The following is a 22190-nucleotide window of genomic DNA, read 5'->3' as shown; positions in this document are numbered from 1 at the left end:
TTATTCGGCAGCCGTGGGGAGCGCGGCGTACAAGTCGACACCGTTGCCGTCGGGATCCTGCACCACCGCGTACCGCTGCCCCCAGAACGCGTCCCACGGCTTCAATTCGCCATGGTATCCGGCGTCCACCAGATCGGCGTACACGGCGTCGACCTCAGCGGGGTCGGCGCAGCGGAACGCGATCCCGAGGCGGCCCGCTCCGGTCGGCGGCGTCCACTCGGAGTGGAACGCCTTGATGACGGCCTCGGTGTCCAGCGCGACCCGCAGGCCATTGGGCAACGCGGCCTCGACGTGCCCTTCCTGTTCCGCGCCCGGAGGAAAGTCGAGGCCGAGACGGCGGTAGAAGGCCACCGAGGCGGCCATATCGGTGACGATGATGCCGATGACGTCGAGTCGTGGAGTCATACCGGCAGGTTATGCAGCGGCGCGCCGGACCGTCTTGAACGAATCGGACAGCCTTCAGCGCGCGGGCGCGGGGACCAGCTCGGCGATCAGGTTCTCCACCAGGATGCGGATGCGGTCGCGGATGGTGCGCACCACGTCGATGGTCTGGCCGACGGGGTCGGGCAGTACCCAGTCGCGGTAGCTGATGCCGGGGAAGAACGGGCAGGCGTCCCCGCAACCCATGGTGATCACGACGTCGGAAATGCCGACCGCGTCCATGGTGAGCGGCTTGGGGGTGTAGCCGGAGATGTCGATGCCGATCTCGGCCATGGCGTCGACCACGGTCGCGTTGAGTGTCTCGACGGGTGCGCTGCCCGCCGATCGCACGTCGAACCGCTCCCCGGCGAGGGCGGTGAGAAACCCGGCGGCCATCTGCGAAGGGCCCGCGTTCTGCACGCAGACGAACAGCACACTGGGCTTGTGGGACATGCGAACGCCTTTCGATGAACAGGGTGGAGCCTGCGTGTGCCGGCCGCCGGACGGGCCGTCCGGTGCGGTGGTGGAGCCGAAACGCTGTCGTAGCGTACGAGATACGTATACCAGCGCGCCGTGAATCGTTACCGCGGGCCGTGCGTTGACGCGAGGAAGCGACGAAATATCGCAGGTCACCGGCTCGAAGGCGTTGTCGTACAGCTCTTGCGAGATGGCCGCGCCGTGGCGTGGCGGAACGGACCGGATGGTGGTGGCGCGGCGTTTGCCGGCACTGATCCGTGACCGTTCGCCGTCGACTGGGCGGCCGTGGCTCCGCCTCTTCAGGACAGGTTGCCGCCCTGGGGATTTCGATCCGGCCGGAACGTCATGCCGAATCGGTCGCACCGCGCTATCGGGTGTCCGGACCGCGTTCAGGAGGCGGCACGTCAGATCGGACGCATATCGATCATCTTGCGCAGTCGCCGGCGGTCACGTTCCAGGCGGCGTGCTTCATAGGCGATCGGGAAGTAGCGCAGCCGTTCCGGCAGCAGCGGGACGATCCGCGCGATCAGCCAGCCGAGTGCGCGAAGTTTGCGTTCATCGGACGCCGTCCAGGTCAGCCCCAGCTTCTCCCGCGCGGCCTCGGGGGTGGTGCCCACCGTCACGAAGTACTGGAGCCATCCAACGGGCGCCACCGCCGCCTTCCAGGCCGGTCGCAGGGCGCGCGGCAGCTGCTTCGGTGGAGCGACCGACCGGATCACCCGGAGGTAGTCCCGCGCGGTGTCGGTCGCCACCAAGTGATCGGCGACGGTGTCGGCGAAGAACTCCTCGAACGCGGCGTAGTTCGCCGGGATCTCCTTGGGTGGCACGGAGAAGTTGCGCATCAGCTGCACCGTCTCCTGGAAGTATGCCTCCTTCTCGGCCACGTTGAGCGGGCGGCGGGCGAAGTACTCCGCGCTCTCGGTGAACGCGAATGTCCCGGTGTGCAGAACCCAGGCCCAGGGGCCGCTGGACAGCGCGGTGTGCCGCACGCCGCCGGCGTCGGTGGTGTTCAGCGACGCGTGCAGTTCCCGGAGCCGATCGGCCTCGGCGAGCGCCTCCTCGCCGCCGTAGATCCACATCATCACCGAGGCCAGGCTGCGCACGGCACGGCCCATCGGGTCGGTGCGGAAGGTGGAGTACTCGTCGACCACCGCGGAGATGGTCGGCTCCATGGTCTGCAGCAGGAAGGCCGAGCCCGCGGTGAGCGAGAACGTGATCAGCCCGGTCTCGTCCCACATCCGGGTGCCCGGTTGGATCGGGCGACGGGGCGGAAGCGTTCGTTCGGTGGCTTCGCGTGCGACGGACGCGGTCATCGTGATCTCCCTTGATCGACCGGCTCAAGACAATGAGATGATAACAATAATATTCTCTCATCGTCTATTCATGCTGCCGCCGCGCCGCTGCCCCTAGGCTGGCTCGCATGACGACCGAGTGGCGCAGTCGTACCGGCCGGATCGGAGTGCTCACCGGCGCGGGTATCTCCACCGATTCCGGTATCCCGGATTTCCGCGGCCCGCGCGGGGTGTGGACGAAAGACCCGATCGCCGAACTGCTTTCCACCTATCAGAACTATGTGTCCGACCCGGATCTGCGGAAGCGTGCCTGGCTGGCCCGGCGGGACAATCCAGCATGGCAGGCCGTGCCGAACCCGGCGCACAACGCGCTGGCCGATCTGGAACGGGCCGGTCGGGCGGTCACCATCATCACGCAGAACATCGACCGCTTGCACCAGCGGGCGGGGTCCTCGCCGGAGCGGGTGATCGAGATCCACGGCAACATGTTCGACGTGGTCTGCATCGAATGCGACTTCCAGACCACGATGGCCGCCACTCTGGAGCGCGTGACCGCGGGCGAGCCCGATCCGGCCTGTCCCGGCTGCGGCGGCATCCTCAAGGCCGCCACCGTGATGTTCGGTCAGCAGATGGACCGACGCACCATGGCCAAGGCTGTCATCACCGCGGAGACCGGCGACATCTTCCTTGCTATAGGAACGTCGCTGCAGGTGGAGCCCGCCGCGTCGATGTGCGCCGTCGCCGTGCGCGCCGGCGCGGATCTGATCATCGTCAACGCCGAGCCGACACCGTATGACGAACTGGCCACCGAGATCATCCGCGAGCCCATCGGGACCGCCGTGCCGCGCCTCGTAGCCGAGATTCTCGCCGCCTGATCGCTGTATCTGCCAACCGGCCGCGCGGAATCCGGTTCAGCCGACCGGGCCGAGCGCCCGATCGAGGTAATCATTGGCGAAACGTCCCTTGGGATCGAGCCGACGGCGCACCTCGGCGAACCGATCCCAGTCGGGATAGCGGTCGCGCAGGGTCGCGGCGGTCTGGAAGTGGCGCTTACCCCAGTGCGGTCGTCCCTGGTAGCGATCGAAAACCGCTTCGCAGGCGCGGAAGTACGGATCGAAGTCCATGCCGCGGTACTGGTGCACGGCGATGTAGCAGGTTTCCCGGCCGCCCGCGGGGGAGAGGAACGCGTCGTCCGGTGCGACCCACCGCACCTCGATGGGCATCGGCGTGTCGAATCTGGTCGCCAGTTCTTTGATCTCGCGGATGGCGTCGGCGGAGTGCTCGCGCGGGATGGCGTATTCCATCTCGGTGAAGCGGATCAGCCGCGGCGACGCGAACACGCGGTAGGACCGGTTCACCTGGCGCCGGTAGCTGCCGGCGTAGGCGGCGCTGCGGTGGATCAGCGGGACCAGACGCGGCTCCCGGCGGCTCAGCTTGCACAGGGCGTCGAACAGATAGTTGGACATCAGGATGTCGGCGAACCAGTCGACGGACTTGGCGCGCGGCCGCTCCGGCAGGGGCACGCGGTTGTTGCGCTTTGTCATGGCCAGCGAGCTGTGCGCGAACATGTAGAACTCGAAGTGCTCGTTGCCGTCGACGAACGAATCCAGGTCGGCGAGCACGTCCTCCACCGGAACCGGGCGCTCTATGCCTTCCAGCACGAAAGAGGGCACCATCTGCAGCGTCACGGCGGTGACGACGCCAAGGGCGCCGACGCTCACCCGCGCCGCGCGCCAGCCGTCCGGGTCGGTCTGCTCGTTCAACTCGACCCGGCTGCCGTCCGCGAGCATCAGCTCCACGGAATGCACTGCCGCGGAAAGGTTCTGCAACCGCGCGCCGGTGCCGTGGGTAGCGGTGGCGGTAGCGCCGGCCACGGTCTGCACGTCGATGTCGCCGAGGTTCGGGAAGGCGAGGCCGTGTTCATGTAAGGCGGTGCTCGCGGCGTTCAGGGTGATGCCCGCCTCGACCCGGACGAGACCGGTTGAGTGATCCACGTCGAGCACGCGGTTCAGCCGCGCCAGGCTCAGCATCATGCCGTCGGTGAGGACGGCGTCGCTGAACGAATGACCGGTGCCCGCCACGCGCACGGTGTGTCCCTCGGTCTCGGCGCTGCCGAGCAGATCGGCGAGTTCGTCGACGGAACGCGGCGTGGCCACGATCGCGGGCGCGCACTGCTGATCGCCGGCCCAGTTCACCCACGAATTGGTCATATGACCAACTCTACGGGAGTGATCGTGACGCGCGCTACTTGTGCTGTGCTTTCGCTACCGCTTGCGTCCCCCGCAGGTGAGGTGTTGCTTGGCCTGTTCGACTTCCTCGTCGCTCAGCGGCGGGACGACGAGATGCTGGCGCGGTGTGCCGTCCGCGCGCACTCCGTTGAGCGCGATGGCCATATAGCGCTGCCACACATCGGGATTGACCGGCCTTGCGAACTCGGCGACCCCGTCGACCATGTGCACGAGCGCGAAGAAGTCCGACGGCTCGATGCCCTCGGCGAGGACTCCCGCGTCGCGTGCTCGGGCGCAGATGGCCGTCACGGTGGGCTTGATGCGATCACGCACGACGACGAAACGGTCGGTCTCGTCGTCCTCCAGTTCGAGCATCACCTCGCTGAATCCGCGGTTGGTCGCCATATGTCGGCAGGCGTATTCGAAGAACTCGACCAGCCCGAACCAGGGGTCTGGGTGCCGGTAGGCGGCGTCGGCGGCATCGGCGAATTCGTTCAGATGCTGATCGAAGACTTCGACGATCAGTTCCTTCTTGTTCGCGAAGCGGCGGTAGACCGTGCCGACGCCCACGCCCGCGCGCTCGGCCACGTCGTCAAGGGTGATCTCGAGCCCGTGGTCGGCGAACAGTTCGCGCGCCGCGGCGATGATCCGCTGTTGATTGCGCGCGGCATCGGCCCGCAGACGCCGGGGTGGGGAGGCGACCGTGGCGTGATTCACATAGCCATTCTATCAATGCCCGGGATTAAGTGGAGGCGTTATCTCCGTTAAAGTGGTAGATTCCAGATAACTGGAGGCATCACCTCCGGATAATCGTCAGAGGCAAAGGGGACACATGACTACCGCGATCGACCGTGGGGCGTCCGCGCCCGAGCAGACGGGAAGCGGCGGGCGCGGCTCGCACGCCCTGCGCTGGTGGGTACTGGCCGTCCTCGGCGTCGCTCAGCTGATGGTCGTTCTCGATGCGACCGTGGTGAACATCGCGCTCCCCGCGGCTCAGCAGGACCTCGGCTTCAGCGACGGCGACCGCTCGTGGGTGGTCACCGGGTACGCGCTGGCATTCGGCAGCCTCCTGCTGCTCGGCGGACGTCTCAGTGACCTGTTCGGCAGGCGCAACACCTTCATCGTCGGCCTGGTCGGTTTCGCGATCGCCTCCGCCATCGGCGGCGCGGCCACCAGTTTCGAGATGCTCGTCGCCGCACGCGTTGGTCAGGGTGTCTTCGGCGCGCTGCTGGCGCCCGCGGCGCTGTCGCTGCTCACCGTGACCTTCACCGAACCCTCCGAGCGGGCGAAAGCGTTCGGCATCTTCGGTGCGGTCGCCGGTACCGGTGGCGCCATCGGCCTGCTGCTCGGCGGCGCGCTCACCGAGTGGGCGTCCTGGCGCTGGGTGATGTTCGTCAACCTGGCTTTCGCGGCCGTCGCGTTGGTCGGTGCGGTGCTGCTGCTGGCCAAGCACGCGAGCACCGAGCGGCCCAAGCTCGACATCCCCGGCACCGTCGTGGTCACAGCGGGCCTGTTCGGCATCGTCTACGGGTTCTCGCACGCGGAATCGGACGGGTGGACCAACGGCGTCACGCTCGCCTTCCTGATCGGCGGCACCGCGCTGCTCGCGGTGTTCGCCTGGCTGGAGACCCGGGTCGCGCATCCGCTGCTTCCGGTGCGTATCGTGCTCGACCGGATGCGTGGCACCTCCTACCTGACGGTCTTCGTCATGGGCATCGGGATGTTCGCCATCTTCCTGTTCCTCACCTACTACATGCAGTTGACGCTGGGCTACTCGCCGATCATGACCGGTGTGGCGTTCCTGCCGATGGTCGCCGCGATGATCGCCTCCTCGACCACCGCCCCGTCGTTGCTGCTGCCGAAGATCGGACCGAAGATCGTGGTCAGCGGCGGCTTCCTGGTCGCGGCGGCAGGCATGCTCTGGTTGACCCGGATCGGTTTGGACACCGGTTATGCCACCCACATCCTGCCCGCCCTGATCCTGCTGGGTCTCGGCCTCGGCGGCGCGATGGCGATCGCCTTCCAGGGCGCCACCTCGGGCGTGCAGCACGAGGATGCGGGCGTGGCCTCGGCCATGATCAACACCAGCCAGCAGGTCGGCGGGTCGATCGGCACGGCGCTGCTCAGCACCATCGCCGCCTCCGCGGCCGGCGACTACCTGGCCGCCCGGAAGCCGGATCCGCTGACCATCGCCCAGTCCGCGATCGAGAGCTACACCACCAGCTTCTGGTGGGCCACCGCGATCTTCGTTGCGGGTGGCGTCCTCACCGCGGTGCTCATGCCGAGCACGGCACCCGTGCCCGCCGAGGGCGAGCCGGTACTGGCTCACTGACGCCGAGGCGGCGCCGTCGATCCGGCGCTCGAACAGTGGCCGCCGCTCCCGCGACCTCATCGCGGGAGCGGCGGTCGTTTGTCTGCGGGAAGTTCTCTCCCACCGCATGGGACGGGCCCCCGTCCGACCCGCACCGTAATTGTCGTGGGATGCTTTGCAATAGGAATCCCGATGATTCCGGCCGCCGCGGCGTGGGTAGCTAAAAGACTGCTACGTCCCCTTCTGGGGCACCGGCGTACGCGGCGGCTGCACCACCCTCTCCACCCAACCCGCGAGGTTCGTAGACTCCTCGGATCGGGCGCGGTGCTCCTCGCGCTCGTCCGCCGGGGGAGTGGCGGTGGCGTAGCCGGGGCGTCGAAGCCCGGCGCGGGGCATGCACGGCGGCTACCTGGTTCGGCTCGGCGATCGACGGGAACGGCACGACGAAAGGGGGTCAGGCAGTGAGTGGTCCGCAAACGGGTTCTCCCACAGCGGGACAGTGGCGGCCGGCGGCACGGCTGACCGTGCTGCTCGACGAGGACGACAAGTGGCGGCACACGCCCCTGTACCACGAGATCGTGCGGCGGGCCAGGGACGCCGGGCTCGCGGGTGCCAGCGTGTGGCGCGGCATCGAGGGGTACGGCGCGTCCTCGCACGTCCACACCACCCGGATCCTGGATATGGCCGACCATCTTCCGCTGATGCTGGTGCTGGTCGACGAGCCGGAACGCCTGCGCGCGTTCGTCGAGCAGAATGCCGAACTGCTCGTGTCGGTCAACGTCACGCTGGCGCCGGTGGAACTGTGGCAGGGAGGCGAGCGATGACAGTACCGTGCGGCGTACCAGCTGATTTCGACGCGCCGATGCCGGAGGCGGTGTCGACCGTTACCATTGTCGGTTCGGCGCGGCTCGGCGATCGCGGCGACGCGAGGACTGGCATGTGGCGGCTCGCCGCCGCGGGATCGGCTTCCAGCACCGCGCCGACCACGTTCAGCACGTTCGGCTACGAGAGGATCCGGCTGGTGGCCGACGTGATCGACGTGGCCGTGGGGTCGGCGGTGACCAGGCGGTCGTGGACATGATCCTGATGACGAGCCGGGCACAGCCGATACGGAAGGGAGACCCGAGCATGGCCCACGATCGAGCCGGGCGTCCCGCGCGTCCCACCGATCTGGAGGACATCGCGCATCTGGTGACCGCGTACTACAGCCGTGTCCCCGATGTGCTGGATCCGGCCCAGCGTGTGGCGTTCGGTACCTCGGGGCATCGCGGCTCCAGCCTGGACAGCGCATTCAACGAGGCGCACATTCTCGCGATCACCCAGGCGATCGTCGAATACCGTGCCACCCGCGGCATCACCGGACCGGTTTACCTGGCCAGGGACACCCACGCGCTGTCGGAGCCCGCGTGGACGACCGCGCTCGAGGTGCTCGCCGCCAACGACGTCACCGCGGTGATCGACGCGCGCGATCGCTACACCCCCACCCCGGCGCTGAGTCACGCTGTGCTGCGCCACAATCGAGGCGGCGCCAGGCACCAGGCCGACGGCATCGTGGTCACCCCCTCGCACAACCCGCCGTGCGACGGAGGCTTCAAATACAACCCGCCGCACGGCGGTCCGGCCGACAACACGGCCACCGACGCCATCGCCGCCCGCGCCAACGAACTGCTGCTGGGCGGGTTGTCCGAGGTCAAACGCACCACACTGCGACGAGCGCTGGAAACCGGCGTGGAACGCTACGACTACCTCGGCCACTACGTCGACGACCTGCCCAACGTGCTGAACCTGGACGCAATCCGCGGAGCGGGCATCCGGCTCGGCGCCGACCCGATGGGCGGCGCCAGCGTCGACTACTGGGAGGAGATCGGTCAGCGCTTCGACCTCGAGCTCGAGGTGGTCAACCCGTTCGTGGATCCCACCTGGCGGTTCATGAGCCTCGACAGTGACGGCAAGATCCGGATGGACCCCTCCTCGCGCTATGCGATGGCTTCGTTGATCGCGATCAAGGACGACTACGACATCTCCACCGGCAACGACGCCGACGCCGACCGCCACGGCATCGTCACGCCCGACGGGGCGTTGATGAATCCGAACCACTTCCTGGCGGTGGCCATCGAATACCTGGTCGCCAACCGGATGGGCTGGGACGCGCTGACCAAGATCGGCAAGACCGCGGTGACGTCGTCCATGGTCGACCGGGTGGTCTCCGTGCTCGGCCGGGACGTGCACGAGGTGCCGGTCGGATTCAAGTTCTTCGTACCCGGACTGTTCAGCGGCAGCCTGGCTTTCGGCGGTGAGGAGAGCGCGGGCGCGTCGTTCCTGCGGATGGACGGCACCGTGTGGACCACCGACAAGGACGGCATCCTGCTGGCACTGCTCGCGGGAGAGATCGCCGCGGTCACCGGGCAGAGCCCGTCGGCGCGCTACGTCGAACTGGAACGCCGCTACGGCAGCCCCGCCTACGCGCGGATCGACGCATCCGCCACCGTGGAACAGAAACAGCTGCTCGCGAAGTTGACTCCGGACATGATCACCACGAAGGAGATCGCCGGAGAACCGGTCACCGCCGTGCTCACCAGGGCGCGGGGCAACGGCGCGCCGCTGGGCGGCCTCAAGGTCACCACCGAGAACGCGTGGTTCGCCGCCCGCCCCTCCGGCACCGAGGACAAGTACAAGATCTACGCGGAGTCGTTTCACGGCCCCGAGCACCTGGCCGACGTGCAGACGGCCGCGGAGGAATTGGTCGGGCGGGCGCTGTCCGGTGACCGGTAGATCCAAGCCCCTGCCCACCGAGATCTGGGTCCTGGTCGGGGGCGCGTTCGTGATCGCCATCGGGTTCGGTCTGGTCGCCCCGGTGCTGCCGCAGTTCGCGCGTGGGTTCGGTGTCGGCGTGGCGGCCGCTTCGGCGATAGTCTCCGCGTTCGCCCTGATGCGGTTGCTGTTCGCGCCGGTGAGCGGGCGGCTGGTGCAGCGGCTCGGGGAGCGGTCGGTCTACCTCGGTGGGCTGCTGATCGTCGCGCTGTCCACCGGTGCCAGTGCGCTGGCCCAAAGTTATTGGCAGCTGATGGTGTTGCGGTCGCTCGGTGGCATCGGCTCGACCATGTTCACCGTGTCGTCGCTGGCACTGGTTATCCGGATGTCTCCCCCCGAACAGCGCGGCCGGGTATCCGGACTGTGGTCGACCAGCTTCCTGGTCGGCTCGGTGAGCGGTCCGTTGGTCGGTGGCGCGCTGTCCGGCCTCGGGTTGCGGTGGCCGTTCGTGATCTACGCGGTCGCGCTGCTCGTCGTGAGCGTCGTCGTACACCTGAGCCTGCGGAATTCGGCGTTGGCCGCGCCCGAGCCGGTCGGCGGAGTCCGGATGATGTCGTTCCGGGAGGGATGGGCGCGGCCGGAGTACCGGGCGGTGCTGCTGTCGAACTTCGCCAATGGCGCGGCCGTGTTCGGTGTGCGGATGGCGTTGGTGCCGCTGCTCGTCGTCGAGGTGCTGCACCAGGCGCCAGGGATGGCGGGCGTCGCGCTGACGGTATTCGCGGCGGGCAACGTCGCGGTGCTGTTCGCCTCGGGACGGCTGTCCGATCGGTGGGGCCGGAAACCTTTCGTGATCGTCGGCTCGCTGGTGTGCGCCGCGGGCACCGCGGGACTCGGCATGGCGACGAGCCTGCCGTGGCTGCTGGCCACCTCGTTCCTCGCCGGACTCGGTTCCGGCATGTTCACCCCGACCCAGCAGGCGGCGGTGGCCGACATCATCGGCCCCAAAGCGCGCGGCGGGCCTGTTCTGGCCGGTTTCCAGATGGCTGCGGACCTCGGCACCGTGGTCGGGCCGGTTGCCGTCGGCGCCCTCGCGCAGCAGGTGTCCTACGAGTTCGCGCTCGGTGTGACCGGTGCATTGCTCGCCCTCGCCGCGATCGTCTGGTCCGTCGTCCCCGAGCCGCTGCGCCGCCGTCCTGCGCATGCGGAAAGCCCATCGGATCGGCTCGGCGGTGAGTACTCCACACCTGTCCGAGAGGCGGGGAGCGGCTCGCCTGATGCGTTGGTGGCCGAGAGGCCGGTGCCGGTCGTGGCGGAGTCCGAAGCGATAGTGAGCGGTTCGTCGGGAGATCGCGACCCTGGAACAGCGACGGTTGATCCGGAGCGGTGCCAGGTGAGCCCGCGACAGTCGGCGGTGGAAACGACGTGCTGGCAGGTAAGTCGGATGTCCCCCGAGAGGTAGGGGCCGGCTTCCGAGCCGCGGTGGCCGTGCCGGGCACAGCAGTTGCCGAATCGGATGTATCACCGACCACTCCGCGCAGTGCGACCTCCCGCCGCAAACGCCGACGGGGCGCCCCACGCAGCGGGCGCACTCGGTGAAACGGATCTCGTGATTTGTCGCCGCACTCGTCGAAGCGCACCGGCAGGGATCGTCTCTACGGAGCTATCGGTCGGATGCGAAGGCTGACATCGGTGACTGGTCGAGCGGTTGCGGCGCTCGTCGTGGCCTGTCGATGTCAGTTCAGTCGCAGTAGGCCCGCGTCGGTGGTTCGGAACCCGCATGTATCGCGGTAGAAGCCGTTGAGGTGCGGTTCGTAGTCGACATGGAGCCACTCGATCCCGAGTTGGCGTAGGTCGCTGATGAGAGCCGCGACCCGACTGGTTCCGATGCGTCGATGCTGGAGGTCCGGGCTCGATGTACCGCCCGGCGGTGGCTGAGGAGGTTCGGTGGGGCAAAGTGTCAATGTGAGCGAATCTCGTTCGAACTACACACCGCGGCCAATGTCCAGTTCGACCACGTATGCCTTGGGTGCGGTCGCGCTCGTCTTGATCGTCTTGATCGTGATCGCGGCGATCCGTTGGGGGCGGGACGAAGCGACCGTCCGCAACGACGGCTACGGTTCGGTGCGGGACCCGGCGGTGCACTCGGTGCTCGAGCAGAACGGCTCGATCCTGCTCGGCCGCCCGGATGCGAAGAAGACCATCGACCTCTTCGAGGACCCGCTGTGCCCCGGCTGCGGCAATCTGGAGCGCATCTACGGTCAGGAAATCGCCCAGAAGATCGATGCGGGCGCACTCGCGGTGCGCTACCGCCTGGTGAACTTTCTCGACGCCCGCTCCCAGAGCAAGGACTACTCCACCCGCGCCGTCGCCGCGAATCAGTGTGTGGCCGAAGCCGGTTCCGGCCCGGTCTACTTCAAGTTCCACACCGAGCTGTTCACCACGAAGCGCCCCAGCGAAGGCGGCCGCGACCTGAACAACGAAGAACTCGCCGCCATCGCCCGCGCCGCCGGAGCCCCCGAACCAGTGCTGCAGTGCATCACAACCGGCGCCAAGGTCGACTTCGCGCGCACCACCGCCATGGCACAGACCGCCGCGCTCGGCGCGGCACTCGGCGGTTCCGCGGCCACACCCGCCGTCTTCGACGGCACGACCAAGATCGACGCCAACGACGAGAACTGGGTGATTTCACTCACCCGGTGATCAGCGGGCCCATCCACCGACCCTCGGGTACGGATGCTCGATCCAACGGATGGGCCGGGCCGCCGACTCCACCACGTCGACGCCCCGGCCCACTCGACGGCACGATCCGACATCCCCAGCCCCCGAGATCGCCACCACCGAGTTTTCAGTTGGTCAATGGGCCGGGCGTCGGCTCCACCTGCCGACACCCGGCCCGCGCACTCGACAGCACGGTCTGGCCCCCTGCTCCCAGACCGCACCTCGAGATGTCATATCCACCCGTTATCGAACACGTGTTCGAGTATATCCCGTAAGCCCGGTCTTGTCGCCTCCGAATTGGGGCGATTTGGTTGCCGGCACACCGTTGGTGTAACTTCATTCAAGCGCGGCGGGGAAGTCCGGAGCGCAACCCACCAGGGGCTATGGCGCAGCTGGTAGCGCACCACACTGGCAGTGTGGGGGTCAGGGGTTCGAATCCCCTTAGCTCCACAGAAATAGCAGGTCAGGCCCGGTCGCAGACCGGGCCTGACCTGTTTTTTGTGTCTGGCCCCGCGTTTACCCCCGTTTTGGGTCCTGGATTCTGTTTGGCCGGTGCGACGGGGGTGGTCGTGTATCTGCTGTGGTTACCGTCGTCGCAGGTTCGTGCCCGCGGCAGGACGCACAGAACATGGGCAACCGGAAAGCGGCTGGTCATTGGCTGGACTTACGCAGTGTGACCGGTGTTCAGCTCGCTATGTGTCCGCGGGCAGGATCCGAAACGAGCGGAAACCGGGTGTCAGTGGTTCGATGGCGCGGAAGTCGCGCTGGTCGAGGGTGAAGATGCAGTCGGTCTTGTATTTGTCGGCGAGCGCTACGCCGACCGCGTCGGCGAGGTCGAGTTGCAGCCCTTCGTATTTGGCGCGGACCGATTGCGCTGTGGACAGGTCGACGTGCTTCAACTCGGCAAGCCGGTAGCGGCCGTCGAGGGCTCGGCCCAGCAGCGCGTCGGTGATCTTCATCGCCGCGGTGAAGCCGAGGTCGCGGCGGGTCAGGTGGTCCAGCTCGGTCAGCACCAGCGGCGATATGACCAGGGTTTCGCGTTCCATCACGCGCAGCGTCTGTTCGTGTTCGTGTTGGTCGGCGTCGAATGCGGCGAAGAGCGCCGAGGTGTCGGCGACGATGATCATCGACGGGCCGATCGCTGCTTGATCTGCTGGTAGACGTCCTCACGCATCTCGTCGGCACTGCGCGAGCGCCCGCTGTGGAAGACGGGCAGCGGCGCGTCGTTGCGTGGCCGGTCGGATGCGTCCAGCAGCATCGCGATGCCGCGGCGGATGAGTTCCGCCTTGCTCACCCCGGTTGCCGCGGCCTCCGCGTCGAGCCGGACCTCCAGCTCATCGGGGAGATAGACGGTTGTCTTCACCATGCCATATATGGTACCACCCACTGCGGGTGTGCTACATGTTGGGCGCCGGAGCTGGCTGGATCTGATCCCGCCGGTGCGGTGCCGACGACGGTGACCGGGCATGTCGAGCAGCATGGTCCGGAACGGGTGTCTCGAAGTGGTCTTCGTTACTCCGGGTTTACCGAGACGGGGACATTCTCAGCGATTGCGCTGTGCCGCAATTAGTCACGACCGGCTGTCGTACTCGACTGCTCACCGCGGCCGGTCATGCGCCCCACTATGTGGAATAGGACAGCAGTGCGGAAATGGGGACCCGGCGACTACGTCCACCTCGTCACCGCGATTCCGTTCCGCGGCGGCCATCGTGGCACATTCGGGAGCGGGCAGACGCACGACATCGGGGCGGTCTACCAGGCAACTCCCAGATCGGGCCAACGCGAGGAAGATCGAGGTCCTTGTGGTTGCGTCCGGCACGGCAAGCCGGACTATTCTTGCCCGGTGGGTGATGGGGATGAGCTGGTCGAATCGACGGGTGTTGACCCTTGGGCCGCTTATCTGCCGGGGCAGGAATTGGTGCCTGCCTACTTGGTGTCTCGGTTCGCCGCGCAGTATCGCGCGATCGTCGATGTGCTGGTCGAGGCTCAGGACACCAGTCTGACCGGGATGTCGTTCGATGAGATCGCTACCCGGTTGCGGGCGTGGGTGAGTGAGCGTGCCGGACAGCAGGTGGCCGATCGGCTGTTGCACGAGGACTCCTTCGCGCTCGATGCTCGTTTGACCAGCCTGGTTCGGTGGGGAGTGCTCACTCGGTGGCAGGAGCCGGCGCGCACGGGGGAGGATTTTCTGCGGCGTCGTGACCGTTTCCAGCTGACTCCGACAGCGGCCCGGCTGCACGCGTTCTGGACTATGGATCCGGCCGCTGATGAGGATGCCGCGGCGGATCTCACTCTGGCTCCGCGGGCGATCCACGACCGGTTGCGCGGGTTCGCCGACGCGGTACGGGACCGGAATTTCCCGGCGGCTGCGGCGGAGTACCAACAGGTCATCACCTTGCATCACGGGATGGCGGTGGCGGCGCGGTCTTGGCAGCGCAGCCTGGCGCATGCGCTATCTGGCGGGCCGGACCCGGACAAGCAGGAAGTTCTGTGGCGGACGCTGCAATCCTATGTCGGGATGTGGGGTGAGCAAGTCGACATTCACACTCCGGCTGTCGCGGCGCTGATGGCGGAAGTGCATCCGCAGCTGACCGACTCGGTGTGGCGGGCGTCTGTGCGTGGTGCCCTTGCCGACGACGCACCTGAGAACGTGGTGGACCTGCAGGTGCAGCGATGGACGCGCACCTGGGAATCGTTGCGGAGCTGGTTCGACGGCGCCGATGGACAGGCCAGACGGTTGCGCAGGCAATTGCGTGACCTGGTGGCGCCGTGGGCCCGCAACATGCACATTCTGCTGGATACCGGCGGTGCGCTGACCCGGCGCGGGGAGTTGCTCGAGCTCGCTGGCGCGATTGAGCGCGCACCTGACGACGAAGCGGCCTGGCGCATGTGGGACACGGCCATCGGTGTGTTCCCGGCGCGTCATCTGCTGATCGCCGCTGACGGTGCCGACGACCACGCGTTGGCCTGGTCCGATGCCGCTGCGGCACCGATCACGGCACGGTATCGGGAACACGGCCAGCGGGCTGCGGTCGGCAGGCGGGTCAAGGCGATGAATACGGCCACCGGCCGGGCGGCGGCACGGCGGGCACGAACTGCGGCCTTGGCGCAGCGGCGGGAGGCCGAGGCGGCTTTGCGCGCGCGATCGGGGACCGAACTGGCGGACTGGGCGCCGCTGTCGGAGCCCGAACTGCGGATGTTGCTCGATCTGCTGGCGACGGCGCGGGCGCGCCGTGGGGAGCCGCAACGTGCCGGGCTCACCGAAGACGGCCGATGGCGGGTCACTCTGACCGAGCCGGCGGTTGCCGGCACCACCGCCCTGGACTGCCCGCACGGCCGGTTCGTGACGCGGAACTGGCATTTCACGCTGGACCCGGCGGAGGTGGAGCACCGTGGATGACGATCGGGACGCGCTGGGCCGGCGCCGCGCATTCATCGGACTGCTGGCCAACCCGGTGGTCGACCGCGTCCGGCATCGCGAACTGTTCGGCCTCATTCGGCATCCCCGGCACCGGCCGGAATTGGTGAACTGGTTCTCCTCCCGCCTCGGCTACCGCCTGGTGGTCACCGACACCGCGGCCAGGTTGTTCCGCCTGCCCTTGGGTGACACCGTGATCGCGCCCCGCCGGGTCAACCCGCCGCCGCGTCGGGCGTTGGTACTGGCGCTGCTGGCCGCCGCGGCAGCTGAGGAAGCCGAGGACATCACCTCCACCCAGGACCTCTCGGATCGGGTGCGGGTGATCTCGGCGCGCGACGACTGCCCGGTCACTGCCTACGAGCCCGACCGGTTCACCGAGCGCAAGCTGCTTGTCACGGCACTGGAGCTGCTGGTGTCGGCCGGTGCGCTGGCGCCGGCGGGCAGCGATAGCGTGGACCGCCGTGACGGCTGGGCCCGGCAGGCGGACAAGGTCGGCGGCACCTACGGTGTGCAGCGCGAGATGCTGCTGCGCATGGCCGACCCAGCCGCGCTCAAGGCTGCGCTCGACCAGCGCGGTGCGGTGTTCACCGAAGCGGCTGAACGGTTCGCCGTGATGCGGCGAATCATCGAGCTGCCGGTCTGCCTCTACAGCGATCTCACCGAAGCCGAGCGTGCGTATCTGATCCGGCAGCGCACCCGAGTGGTGGCGTGGTGCACCGAGATGACAGGTTGGACAGTGGAACAACGTGCCGAAGGGTTGGCTCTCATCGCCGGTGAGGAATCGGCAACCGACCTGCCATTCCCGCGGTTGCGTGCGGTCGATTTCGTGAGCCTCGTCGTCCTCGGCGACCTGTATGGACGCCGGGACGATGCCGGCGTGGTGACGGAGGCCGACCTGCTGAACGCCGTCGAGGATGTTGCGGTACGGCATCCGAAGTCGATCATCGCCGAGGTCGCGGCGCCGACCGCGCGCCGGGAGAGGGTAGTGGAACTGTTGCGGGCGCTCGACCTGCTCCGGCCGGGACTGCGCCCCGGTCTGTGGCAGCTGACCCCGGCGGCTGCCCGATACCGCGCGCCGGAGATTCTTGCCGAAACCGCACGTATCGAGGAGCCTCGATGACCGTCGAACTCGCCGGCGCTCAAACTTGGGGGCAGGACTGGCTTCAAGCCGCGCAGTCTCGGAAACTGCCCTCGCCCGGCCGCCAGCGATGGCAACCGTTGCGCGTGGGCATCGTGAATCTGTGGGAATACGACGACGCGGAATTCTGGTTCGCCGACGGCAGACTGGTCCTGCGCGGCGGAAACGGTGCGGGCAAGACCAAGGTGCTGGAACTGACCACGCTACTGCTGCTGCGCGGAGAGATCGCGCCATCGGTGCTCGACCCGTTCGGTTCCCAGCATCGCAGTATGCGATTCAATCTGCTGCCCACCGGCGACGGTGACGACCCACGCGAACCTGCCGATGCCGGACTCGGATACGCGTGGGCCGAATTCGGACGGATCACCGAGGACGGGTCCCCGGCCTACTTCACCTGCGGGCTCGGTGCCTCGGCGCGGGCAGGCAGCGGGACCGTTCCCGTCAGCACCTGGCATTTCGTCACCAGGCAGCGGTTGGGCCGGGACTTCACCTTGCTCGAGGCAGGCCGCGCGCTCGAACTCAAGGACCTCAAGCAGATCGATGGGGTGGCATTGCCCAGCAGTGCTGGGGCCTACCGGGCCCGGCTGGCCGAGGAGCTGTACGGGCTCGGTGCCGAGTCGTACGACAATCTCACCGAACTGCTCAAACAGCTGCGTAAGCCGAAGCTGGGTGAGCGGCTCAACCCAGCCAGCCTGGCCATGACTTTGCGGGATGCATTGCCGCCACTGGCCGGTCATGAAGTCGATCAGCTCGCCGATGGATGGGAGCATCTCGAGCAACTCCGGGCGACGATGCAGCGCACCGAGGAGTCGGCGCGGGCGATCGCGATGTTCGTCCGCACTGGGTGGCAGCCGTGGGCCAAGCGGGTGATGCGGCTGCGCGCCGACGAGATGGCTGCTGCCACCACCAGCCTGGACAAAACGACGAGTGATAAGAAAGCTGCGGAGGCCACGCTCGCGGACGCGGTGGCGCTGCGTGGCCGATCCGAGACCCGCCTCGCCGAGACCCGCCGCGCTCTCGGGGACGCGATGGCGGCCTTGCGGGAACTGCTCGAATCGGATTCCTACAAGGACGCGGTGTCCGCGACCGGACGAATCGAGGGACTGCGCAGGGAGCTCCGCCGGGTGCGAGACCAGCACGACAGCGCCGTAAAGCTGGCTGAACGAGAACGCGTTTCCGAAGCGAATGCCGCGGCGAAAGCCACGAAGGCCGCAGAGAAGGTGCGGGAAGCCGGCGAAGCGCTGCGTGCCGCGGAGCAGTCGATGGCCGGCAACGCGGTGCTCGCGGGACTGACGGAGTCGGTAGAACGCCACGTGCCTGCTCGGGATGTCGATGCCCTGATCGGTGAGCATCGGTCCCGGCAGGAACGATTCCGGCATCTGCGGGAACTCGACGAACAGCGTGCCGCGGCGGCGCAGCGGGTGGAGCGGTCCGGCAGGCTGGTCGAGGCTGCCGAGGCCCGGCTCGCCGGGGCGCGGGGGGCCGAGGAGGAGGCACTGTCGGCTGTCCGTCGCGCCGCGCGGACATTGGAGGCGCGGGTGCGCGACTGGTCCGGCGATGCCGAGGTGGCCGAGCCCACGGAGGCGATCCTGGCCGGCTGGTGCCATTCGATCGCCGAACTGACGGTCATCGAGGACACCGGCGAGGTTTCGGCCCAGCCGTCGGTGACAGCGCAGATCCGTGCCCACATCTCGGCCCAGCGCACCGCGTGGCAGGAGCGGAAACAGTCCGCGCTGCTCGAACGGGCGCCGATCGCGGAGCGGTCCGGTGCGGTCGCCGGAGAGCTGGCCGAGGTGCGGGCGGAAACCGATGCCGCGCCGCCGGTCCCGACGACTTGGCGACGGCGGATGCGGCCGGATGTTTCCCAGGGGCAGGGCGCGCCGCTGTGGCGTCTGGTCAATCCGCTGCCGGGTGTGGACGACACGGAGCTGGAGGTGCTGGAGGCGGCACTCGCCGGCTCCGGCTTGCTCGACGCCTGGGTCGCGCCGGATGGCACGATCGATGTCGAGTTCGCCGACCTGAGTCTGGCCGGAGGCGCCGCGACCGGAGACCGGTCGGGCACGAACCTGCTCGCGGTGCTGGAACCGGTCGAAGCCGGCGGGGTGGGAATCGAACTCGTACGGCAGGCGCTTGCGCAGTTCGGTTGGCGTGCTGCCGGGGAGCCCGAACCGGCCGGTGACTGGTTGGGCGCGGACGGCTGCTGGCGCGTGGGTGGGCTGGCCGGTCGCGCCGACGCCGTCGGACCGGCGACCTATGTCGGCACCGGTGCCCGGGAAGCGTTCAGAGCCCGCCGTATTGCCGCACTCGAAGCCGAGCAGGACGAGCTGGCTCAGCAATTGTCGGCTATCGATTCCCGGATCACGAAAGCCGGGGCGGCATTGGATCGGCTGGACGCCGAGGAGCAAGCACTACCGGAGGCCGAGGAGCGCAAGCTCAGCGGTGCGGTGGTGCTGTGGGGGGAACGCACTCGCGCGACGATCGCCCGTGCCGGTGAACTCGTCGATGCCGGGACCCAGCATGCGACCGAACTGGCTCATCTCGATGTCGCGCGCGCCGTCCTGGCTGAATATGCTGCGGCGCACCGGTTCTCCCAGGACCGGCTCGGCGACCAGGCGGATGCGCTCACTGCGTTGCGTGGCGACATAGACCGCTACGGCATGGTCCTGCGCCAGCTGGACACGGCTGAGGAGGCTCATGATGACGCGATGCTCACCCTCGAGGAGAACACGCAGCGGCGTGTGGAAGCCGAGTCCGCACGCGACGATATTGCGGAGGAACAACGCCGCCTCGGAGTGAAGCTGCATACCGCCGAGAAGGCGCTGGGTGCCGATCAGCAGCAGCAGTTGGCCAGCAAGGCGGAACTCGACGCCCACATCGAGCGCTTGGAGAGCGAGCGTGCCACCTATGACGAACAGCTCAGTGGTGCGCGCGTAAAGGAGGCCCGCGCCGAAGAAGTGCTGGCCAATCATGAACGGGAGCGGGCCGGTGCCGAGCAGCGCCGCGACCAGGCGATCGCGCAGCTGTGGGAAGCGCTCGACCACGGGCTCGCTCAGCCGCTCACCGTGGAGGTGCCGGAGCGCCGGAATGTGCAGGCAGCGCGGGATCTGGCAACCGCGGTGCGCCGGGAGATCGAGCTGAAAGCCGAACCCGCCGACGTGGATCGGGCATGGCGGGCATGCGTGAACAAGCTGGAGGAACTGCGCCAGGCGCTGCTTCCCCAGCAGGACGCAAGAGTCCTCGACGACGATGAGACCCTGCCGCGGGTGGAGATACACACCGATGCCACCGCGGGGTTCCAGTTGCCTCCCGCAGCCGCGGATACCTTGGCCGCACGGGTGATCGAACAACGCGACAGTTTCGACGCTGAGCAGCAACGAGTGCTGGCCACTCTGCTCGGCTCGACTTTCATCGAACACCTGAAAGACCGCCTCGACTACACCCAACGCACCTTCACCCACATCAACAGCCAGCTGGCCAAGCGCCCGACCCGGCAGGGCCACACCGTCAAGGTGGTCTGGCACGCGGATCCGGCCGAGCCGGATGCGGTGGCGGTACTGGACGCGCTGGGCCAAGGTTATGCCGAATTGTCTGTCGACCGGCAGGAGATGGTACGCCAGTACCTCGCCCGCAAGATCGACGAAGCACGCTCCGAGGCGGCTGCCGAGGGTGCGGTGGACTGGAAACATCAGCTCGGCCGGGCACTCGACTATCGAGGCTGGCTGAAGATCGGTCTGCACTACCGGCCCGGCAGCACCAGCCGGTGGGTGCCGTTCGACGCGGCCAAGCACGGCGCCAAATCAGGTGGTGAGAAGGTGGTGCTGTTGTCGCAGCCGTTGTTCGCCGCAGCGGTGGTCGCCTATGACGCGGCCGCGGCGCACGCACCGCGCTGGGTGTGGCTCGACGAGGCGATGACTGGTGTCGACGCCCAGGTGAAAGCATCCTTCATGGGGCTTACAGTCGACTTCGAGCTCGACATCATGCTCACCGCACATGACGAATGGTGCACCTACGAGACGGTGCCCGCGGTGGCGATCTACGAGCTAGCCAGGGAGAAGCACCTGCCCGGTGTCGACGTGCTGCCCTACCTGTGGTGCGGAGGCACGCTGACCGAGGTGGACGTGGACCGGCTCGGCGCAACGCACGATCCCCTGCCGGTAGACGGCCTGTTCGGTCTCGACGATGGATGAACTGCCCGCAGGGTTGCTGGCCTGGGCCGCCTTGCCCGGCCCCGCACTAGTTGTCGAGGCGATAAGCCGCCGCATCCATCGCGGTGGCGGGCTGGAACGCGGGTCGCTGAAAGTGACGCTGACGACCGAACAGCGGCGTCAAGTGGGGCGGTTGCTGGGGGTGGACTGGGAGGTTTCCGGGAATGCGGTGACGTTGCGGGCGCTCGGTGTTGCTCTCGCGCATCACGGTCTCACGGTCGGCCGGTTCGCGGAACTGCTCCACGGTGGCCCCTTGCCGGTGGCGTGGGAACTTGCAGCGGCGCAGCAGCGCGCGCAGCAGCGGGAACGCCGCCTGGTGCTGGACACCCTCGGCAGGGTCGGGCTGTCCGCGAGCATCGTCGAGATATGGCTGGCTGGTCCCAGGGCCCCGAAGCTGGGTTCCGGCCGGGCAGAGGAGCTGGTGGATCGTATCGCTGGGGTGTGGCCGCTGCTGCCCTGGACCGGTCCGCCGAAACGGCTCGGCCAGCTCGCCGCCGAGGCCACCGGCGACGCGCACGCGCTCGATTACACCACCGAACTGGGGCGCACGATCGCGCGTCTCGTAGCCATCAGAAACGGTAGCCCCCCGCCGGCCCGGCCGGGCAGGCAGTGGCGGGCGGCGTGGGCGGCGGCGGGCGTGCGCTGCGACACCGTGTCCTCGCGCGTGCTGACACTGAACGTTCCACTGGATATCACTGCCGGCCACCGGCGCGGCGCTCCCTCGTGGCTCACACTGCGGGATCTGCTGGGACCATGGTCTTTCGCGTCGGTGCCGCCAGTGTTGTTCGTTTGTGAGAACCCGGCTGTGGTGGAGGCCGCCGCCGACGAACTGGGCGGGAATTGCCCGTCTCTGGTGTGCACCGACGGCATGCCCGCGCTGGCCGCACTGGACCTGCTGATCGGCGCCGCGGAAGCGGGAATAGATGTCAGAGTGCGTGCGGATATCGACTCCGCCGGCCTGATCATCGTCCGGACTGTCCAGTCGGCGGTCGCCACCGCCCAGCCGTGGCGTTTCGACACCCAGACCTACGCTAGTCACTTCGGACTCGAGACATGTGCGGACGCCTGGCCTGCTGATCTGCACGCCCAGCACAGCAAGGATCTACATGAAGAGGCGATCCTGCCGTTGCTACTGGCCGACCTCCGGGCGGCAGCGCCGCCGGTCTGCTGAATACACCGAGGAGCGCCTGCGCTGGCTCGCCTGCGTCGATGCGAGGTCCGCCGGTGCTGGA

General features: G+C 67.9%; 18 protein-coding genes and 1 tRNA gene. 12 read left to right on the top strand and 7 right to left on the bottom strand.

Annotation, left to right across the window (positions count from 1 at the left end):
• From AB0M45_RS08595 to AB0M45_RS08585, 3 genes are all read right to left on the bottom strand, one after another.
• Complete coding sequence (locus tag AB0M45_RS08595) at window positions 1-405, bottom strand: VOC family protein (protein WP_364324436.1); 405 nt, start codon at window positions 403-405, stop codon at window positions 1-3.
• Between the two features lie 54 nt (window positions 406-459).
• Window positions 460-873: an arsenate reductase ArsC gene (locus AB0M45_RS08590; RefSeq protein WP_364324433.1), complete on the bottom strand. Its 414-nt coding sequence runs from the start codon at window positions 871-873 to the stop codon at window positions 460-462.
• Between the two features lie 428 nt (window positions 874-1301).
• Window positions 1302-2210, bottom strand: coding sequence for an oxygenase MpaB family protein (locus AB0M45_RS08585; protein WP_364324430.1), 909 nt, complete (start codon window positions 2208-2210; stop codon window positions 1302-1304).
• Window positions 2211-2317: 107 nt separating this feature from the next.
• Here AB0M45_RS08585 and AB0M45_RS08580 point away from each other — a divergent pair, with 107 nt between their 5' ends.
• The gene (locus AB0M45_RS08580) at window positions 2318-3064 is read left to right on the top strand and encodes a Sir2 family NAD-dependent protein deacetylase (protein WP_364324427.1); all 747 of its coding nucleotides are present in this window, start codon (window positions 2318-2320) and stop codon (window positions 3062-3064) included.
• A 36-nt stretch (window positions 3065-3100) separates the two neighbouring features.
• Here the strand turns inward: AB0M45_RS08580 and AB0M45_RS08575 are convergent, their stop codons facing one another.
• Window positions 3101-4399: a D-arabinono-1,4-lactone oxidase gene (locus AB0M45_RS08575; RefSeq protein WP_364324424.1), complete on the bottom strand. Its 1299-nt coding sequence runs from the start codon at window positions 4397-4399 to the stop codon at window positions 3101-3103.
• Between the two features lie 54 nt (window positions 4400-4453).
• Entirely contained in the window at window positions 4454-5134 is a 681-nt protein-coding gene (locus tag AB0M45_RS08570; RefSeq protein WP_364324421.1) for a TetR/AcrR family transcriptional regulator, read from the bottom strand.
• 115 nt (window positions 5135-5249) lie between these two features.
• Between AB0M45_RS08570 and AB0M45_RS08565 the strand changes: the two genes are divergently transcribed.
• The 7 genes from AB0M45_RS08565 to AB0M45_RS08535 all read left to right on the top strand — a co-directional run bounded on the left by AB0M45_RS08565 (window position 5250) and on the right by AB0M45_RS08535 (window position 12647).
• Window positions 5250-6749 carry an MFS transporter gene (locus AB0M45_RS08565; protein ID WP_364324418.1) on the top strand — a complete coding sequence of 500 codons (1500 nt, stop codon included), beginning with the start codon at window positions 5250-5252 and terminating at the stop codon, window positions 6747-6749.
• Between the two features lie 440 nt (window positions 6750-7189).
• The gene (locus tag AB0M45_RS08560) at window positions 7190-7552 is read left to right on the top strand and encodes a DUF190 domain-containing protein (RefSeq protein WP_364324415.1); all 363 of its coding nucleotides are present in this window, start codon (window positions 7190-7192) and stop codon (window positions 7550-7552) included.
• A complete protein-coding gene (locus AB0M45_RS08555; RefSeq protein ID WP_364324412.1) occupies window positions 7549-7809 on the top strand; it encodes a hypothetical protein in 261 nt (86 codons plus the stop codon). The genes AB0M45_RS08560 and AB0M45_RS08555 overlap by 4 nt, the downstream gene beginning before the upstream one ends.
• 47 nt (window positions 7810-7856) lie before the next feature.
• A complete protein-coding gene (gene pgm / locus AB0M45_RS08550) occupies window positions 7857-9500 on the top strand; it encodes a phosphoglucomutase (alpha-D-glucose-1,6-bisphosphate-dependent) (protein WP_364324409.1) in 1644 nt (547 codons plus the stop codon).
• Window positions 9490-10938, top strand: coding sequence for an MFS transporter (locus tag AB0M45_RS08545; protein ID WP_364324406.1), 1449 nt, complete (start codon window positions 9490-9492; stop codon window positions 10936-10938). Before pgm ends, AB0M45_RS08545 begins: the two co-directional genes overlap by 11 nt.
• 539 nt (window positions 10939-11477) lie before the next feature.
• Entirely contained in the window at window positions 11478-12179 is a 702-nt protein-coding gene (locus tag AB0M45_RS08540; protein ID WP_364324403.1) for a thioredoxin domain-containing protein, read from the top strand.
• A gap of 395 nt (window positions 12180-12574) precedes the next feature.
• Window positions 12575-12647 (top strand) — tRNA-Ala (locus tag AB0M45_RS08535).
• A 242-nt stretch (window positions 12648-12889) separates the two neighbouring features.
• On the opposite strand, the gene AB0M45_RS08530 is transcribed toward AB0M45_RS08535, so the two are convergent.
• A complete protein-coding gene (locus AB0M45_RS08530; protein ID WP_364324400.1) occupies window positions 12890-13324 on the bottom strand; it encodes a PIN domain-containing protein in 435 nt (144 codons plus the stop codon).
• Window positions 13321-13563, bottom strand: a complete 243-nt coding sequence (locus tag AB0M45_RS08525; protein WP_364324397.1) for a CopG family transcriptional regulator — start codon at window positions 13561-13563, stop codon at window positions 13321-13323. The genes AB0M45_RS08530 and AB0M45_RS08525 overlap by 4 nt, the downstream gene beginning before the upstream one ends.
• A 477-nt stretch (window positions 13564-14040) precedes the next feature.
• Between AB0M45_RS08525 and AB0M45_RS08520 the strand changes: the two genes are divergently transcribed.
• The 4 genes from AB0M45_RS08520 to AB0M45_RS08505 are packed head-to-tail and all read left to right on the top strand — an operon-like array spanning window position 14041 to window position 22129.
• Window positions 14041-15597, top strand: coding sequence for a DUF2397 domain-containing protein (locus AB0M45_RS08520; RefSeq protein ID WP_364324394.1), 1557 nt, complete (start codon window positions 14041-14043; stop codon window positions 15595-15597).
• Window positions 15590-16735, top strand: coding sequence for a DUF2398 family protein (locus AB0M45_RS08515; protein WP_364324391.1), 1146 nt, complete (start codon window positions 15590-15592; stop codon window positions 16733-16735). The genes AB0M45_RS08520 and AB0M45_RS08515 overlap by 8 nt, the downstream gene beginning before the upstream one ends.
• A complete protein-coding gene (locus AB0M45_RS08510) occupies window positions 16732-20940 on the top strand; it encodes a TIGR02680 family protein (RefSeq protein WP_364324388.1) in 4209 nt (1402 codons plus the stop codon). Before AB0M45_RS08515 ends, AB0M45_RS08510 begins: the two co-directional genes overlap by 4 nt.
• Window positions 20933-22129, top strand: a complete 1197-nt coding sequence (locus AB0M45_RS08505; protein ID WP_364324385.1) for a DUF2399 domain-containing protein — start codon at window positions 20933-20935, stop codon at window positions 22127-22129. The genes AB0M45_RS08510 and AB0M45_RS08505 overlap by 8 nt, the downstream gene beginning before the upstream one ends.
• The last annotated feature ends 61 nt before the right edge of the window (window positions 22130-22190 follow it).

The organism is Nocardia sp. NPDC051787, from assembly GCF_040681325.1.
Taxonomy (GTDB): domain Bacteria; phylum Actinomycetota; class Actinomycetes; order Mycobacteriales; family Mycobacteriaceae; genus Nocardia.
The sequence above is the reverse complement of the archived record's forward strand: the minus strand, read 5'-3'. Positions and strand labels throughout refer to the sequence as shown.

Bases quoted from the DNA above. Each gene is read 5' to 3' on its own strand.
- AB0M45_RS08580 (WP_364324427.1), top strand. From the start codon at position 2,318: ATGACGACCGAGTGGCGCAGTCGTACCGGCCGGATCGGAGTGCTCACC.
- AB0M45_RS08555 (WP_364324412.1), top strand. From the start codon at position 7,549: ATGACAGTACCGTGCGGCGTACCAGCTGATTTCGACGCGCCGATGCCG.
- AB0M45_RS08525 (WP_364324397.1), bottom strand. From the start codon at position 13,563: ATGGTGAAGACAACCGTCTATCTCCCCGATGAGCTGGAGGTCCGGCTC.
- AB0M45_RS08565 (WP_364324418.1), top strand. From the start codon at position 5,250: ATGACTACCGCGATCGACCGTGGGGCGTCCGCGCCCGAGCAGACGGGA.
- AB0M45_RS08530 (WP_364324400.1), bottom strand. From the start codon at position 13,324: ATGATCATCGTCGCCGACACCTCGGCGCTCTTCGCCGCATTCGACGCC.
- AB0M45_RS08510 (WP_364324388.1), top strand. From the start codon at position 16,732: ATGACCGTCGAACTCGCCGGCGCTCAAACTTGGGGGCAGGACTGGCTT.
- AB0M45_RS08585 (WP_364324430.1), bottom strand. From the start codon at position 2,210: ATGACCGCGTCCGTCGCACGCGAAGCCACCGAACGAACGCTTCCGCCC.
- AB0M45_RS08575 (WP_364324424.1), bottom strand. From the start codon at position 4,399: ATGACCAATTCGTGGGTGAACTGGGCCGGCGATCAGCAGTGCGCGCCC.
- AB0M45_RS08505 (WP_364324385.1), top strand. From the start codon at position 20,933: ATGGATGAACTGCCCGCAGGGTTGCTGGCCTGGGCCGCCTTGCCCGGC.
- pgm (WP_364324409.1), top strand. From the start codon at position 7,857: ATGGCCCACGATCGAGCCGGGCGTCCCGCGCGTCCCACCGATCTGGAG.
- AB0M45_RS08595 (WP_364324436.1), bottom strand. From the start codon at position 405: ATGACTCCACGACTCGACGTCATCGGCATCATCGTCACCGATATGGCC.
- AB0M45_RS08540 (WP_364324403.1), top strand. From the start codon at position 11,478: ATGTCCAGTTCGACCACGTATGCCTTGGGTGCGGTCGCGCTCGTCTTG.
- AB0M45_RS08590 (WP_364324433.1), bottom strand. From the start codon at position 873: ATGTCCCACAAGCCCAGTGTGCTGTTCGTCTGCGTGCAGAACGCGGGC.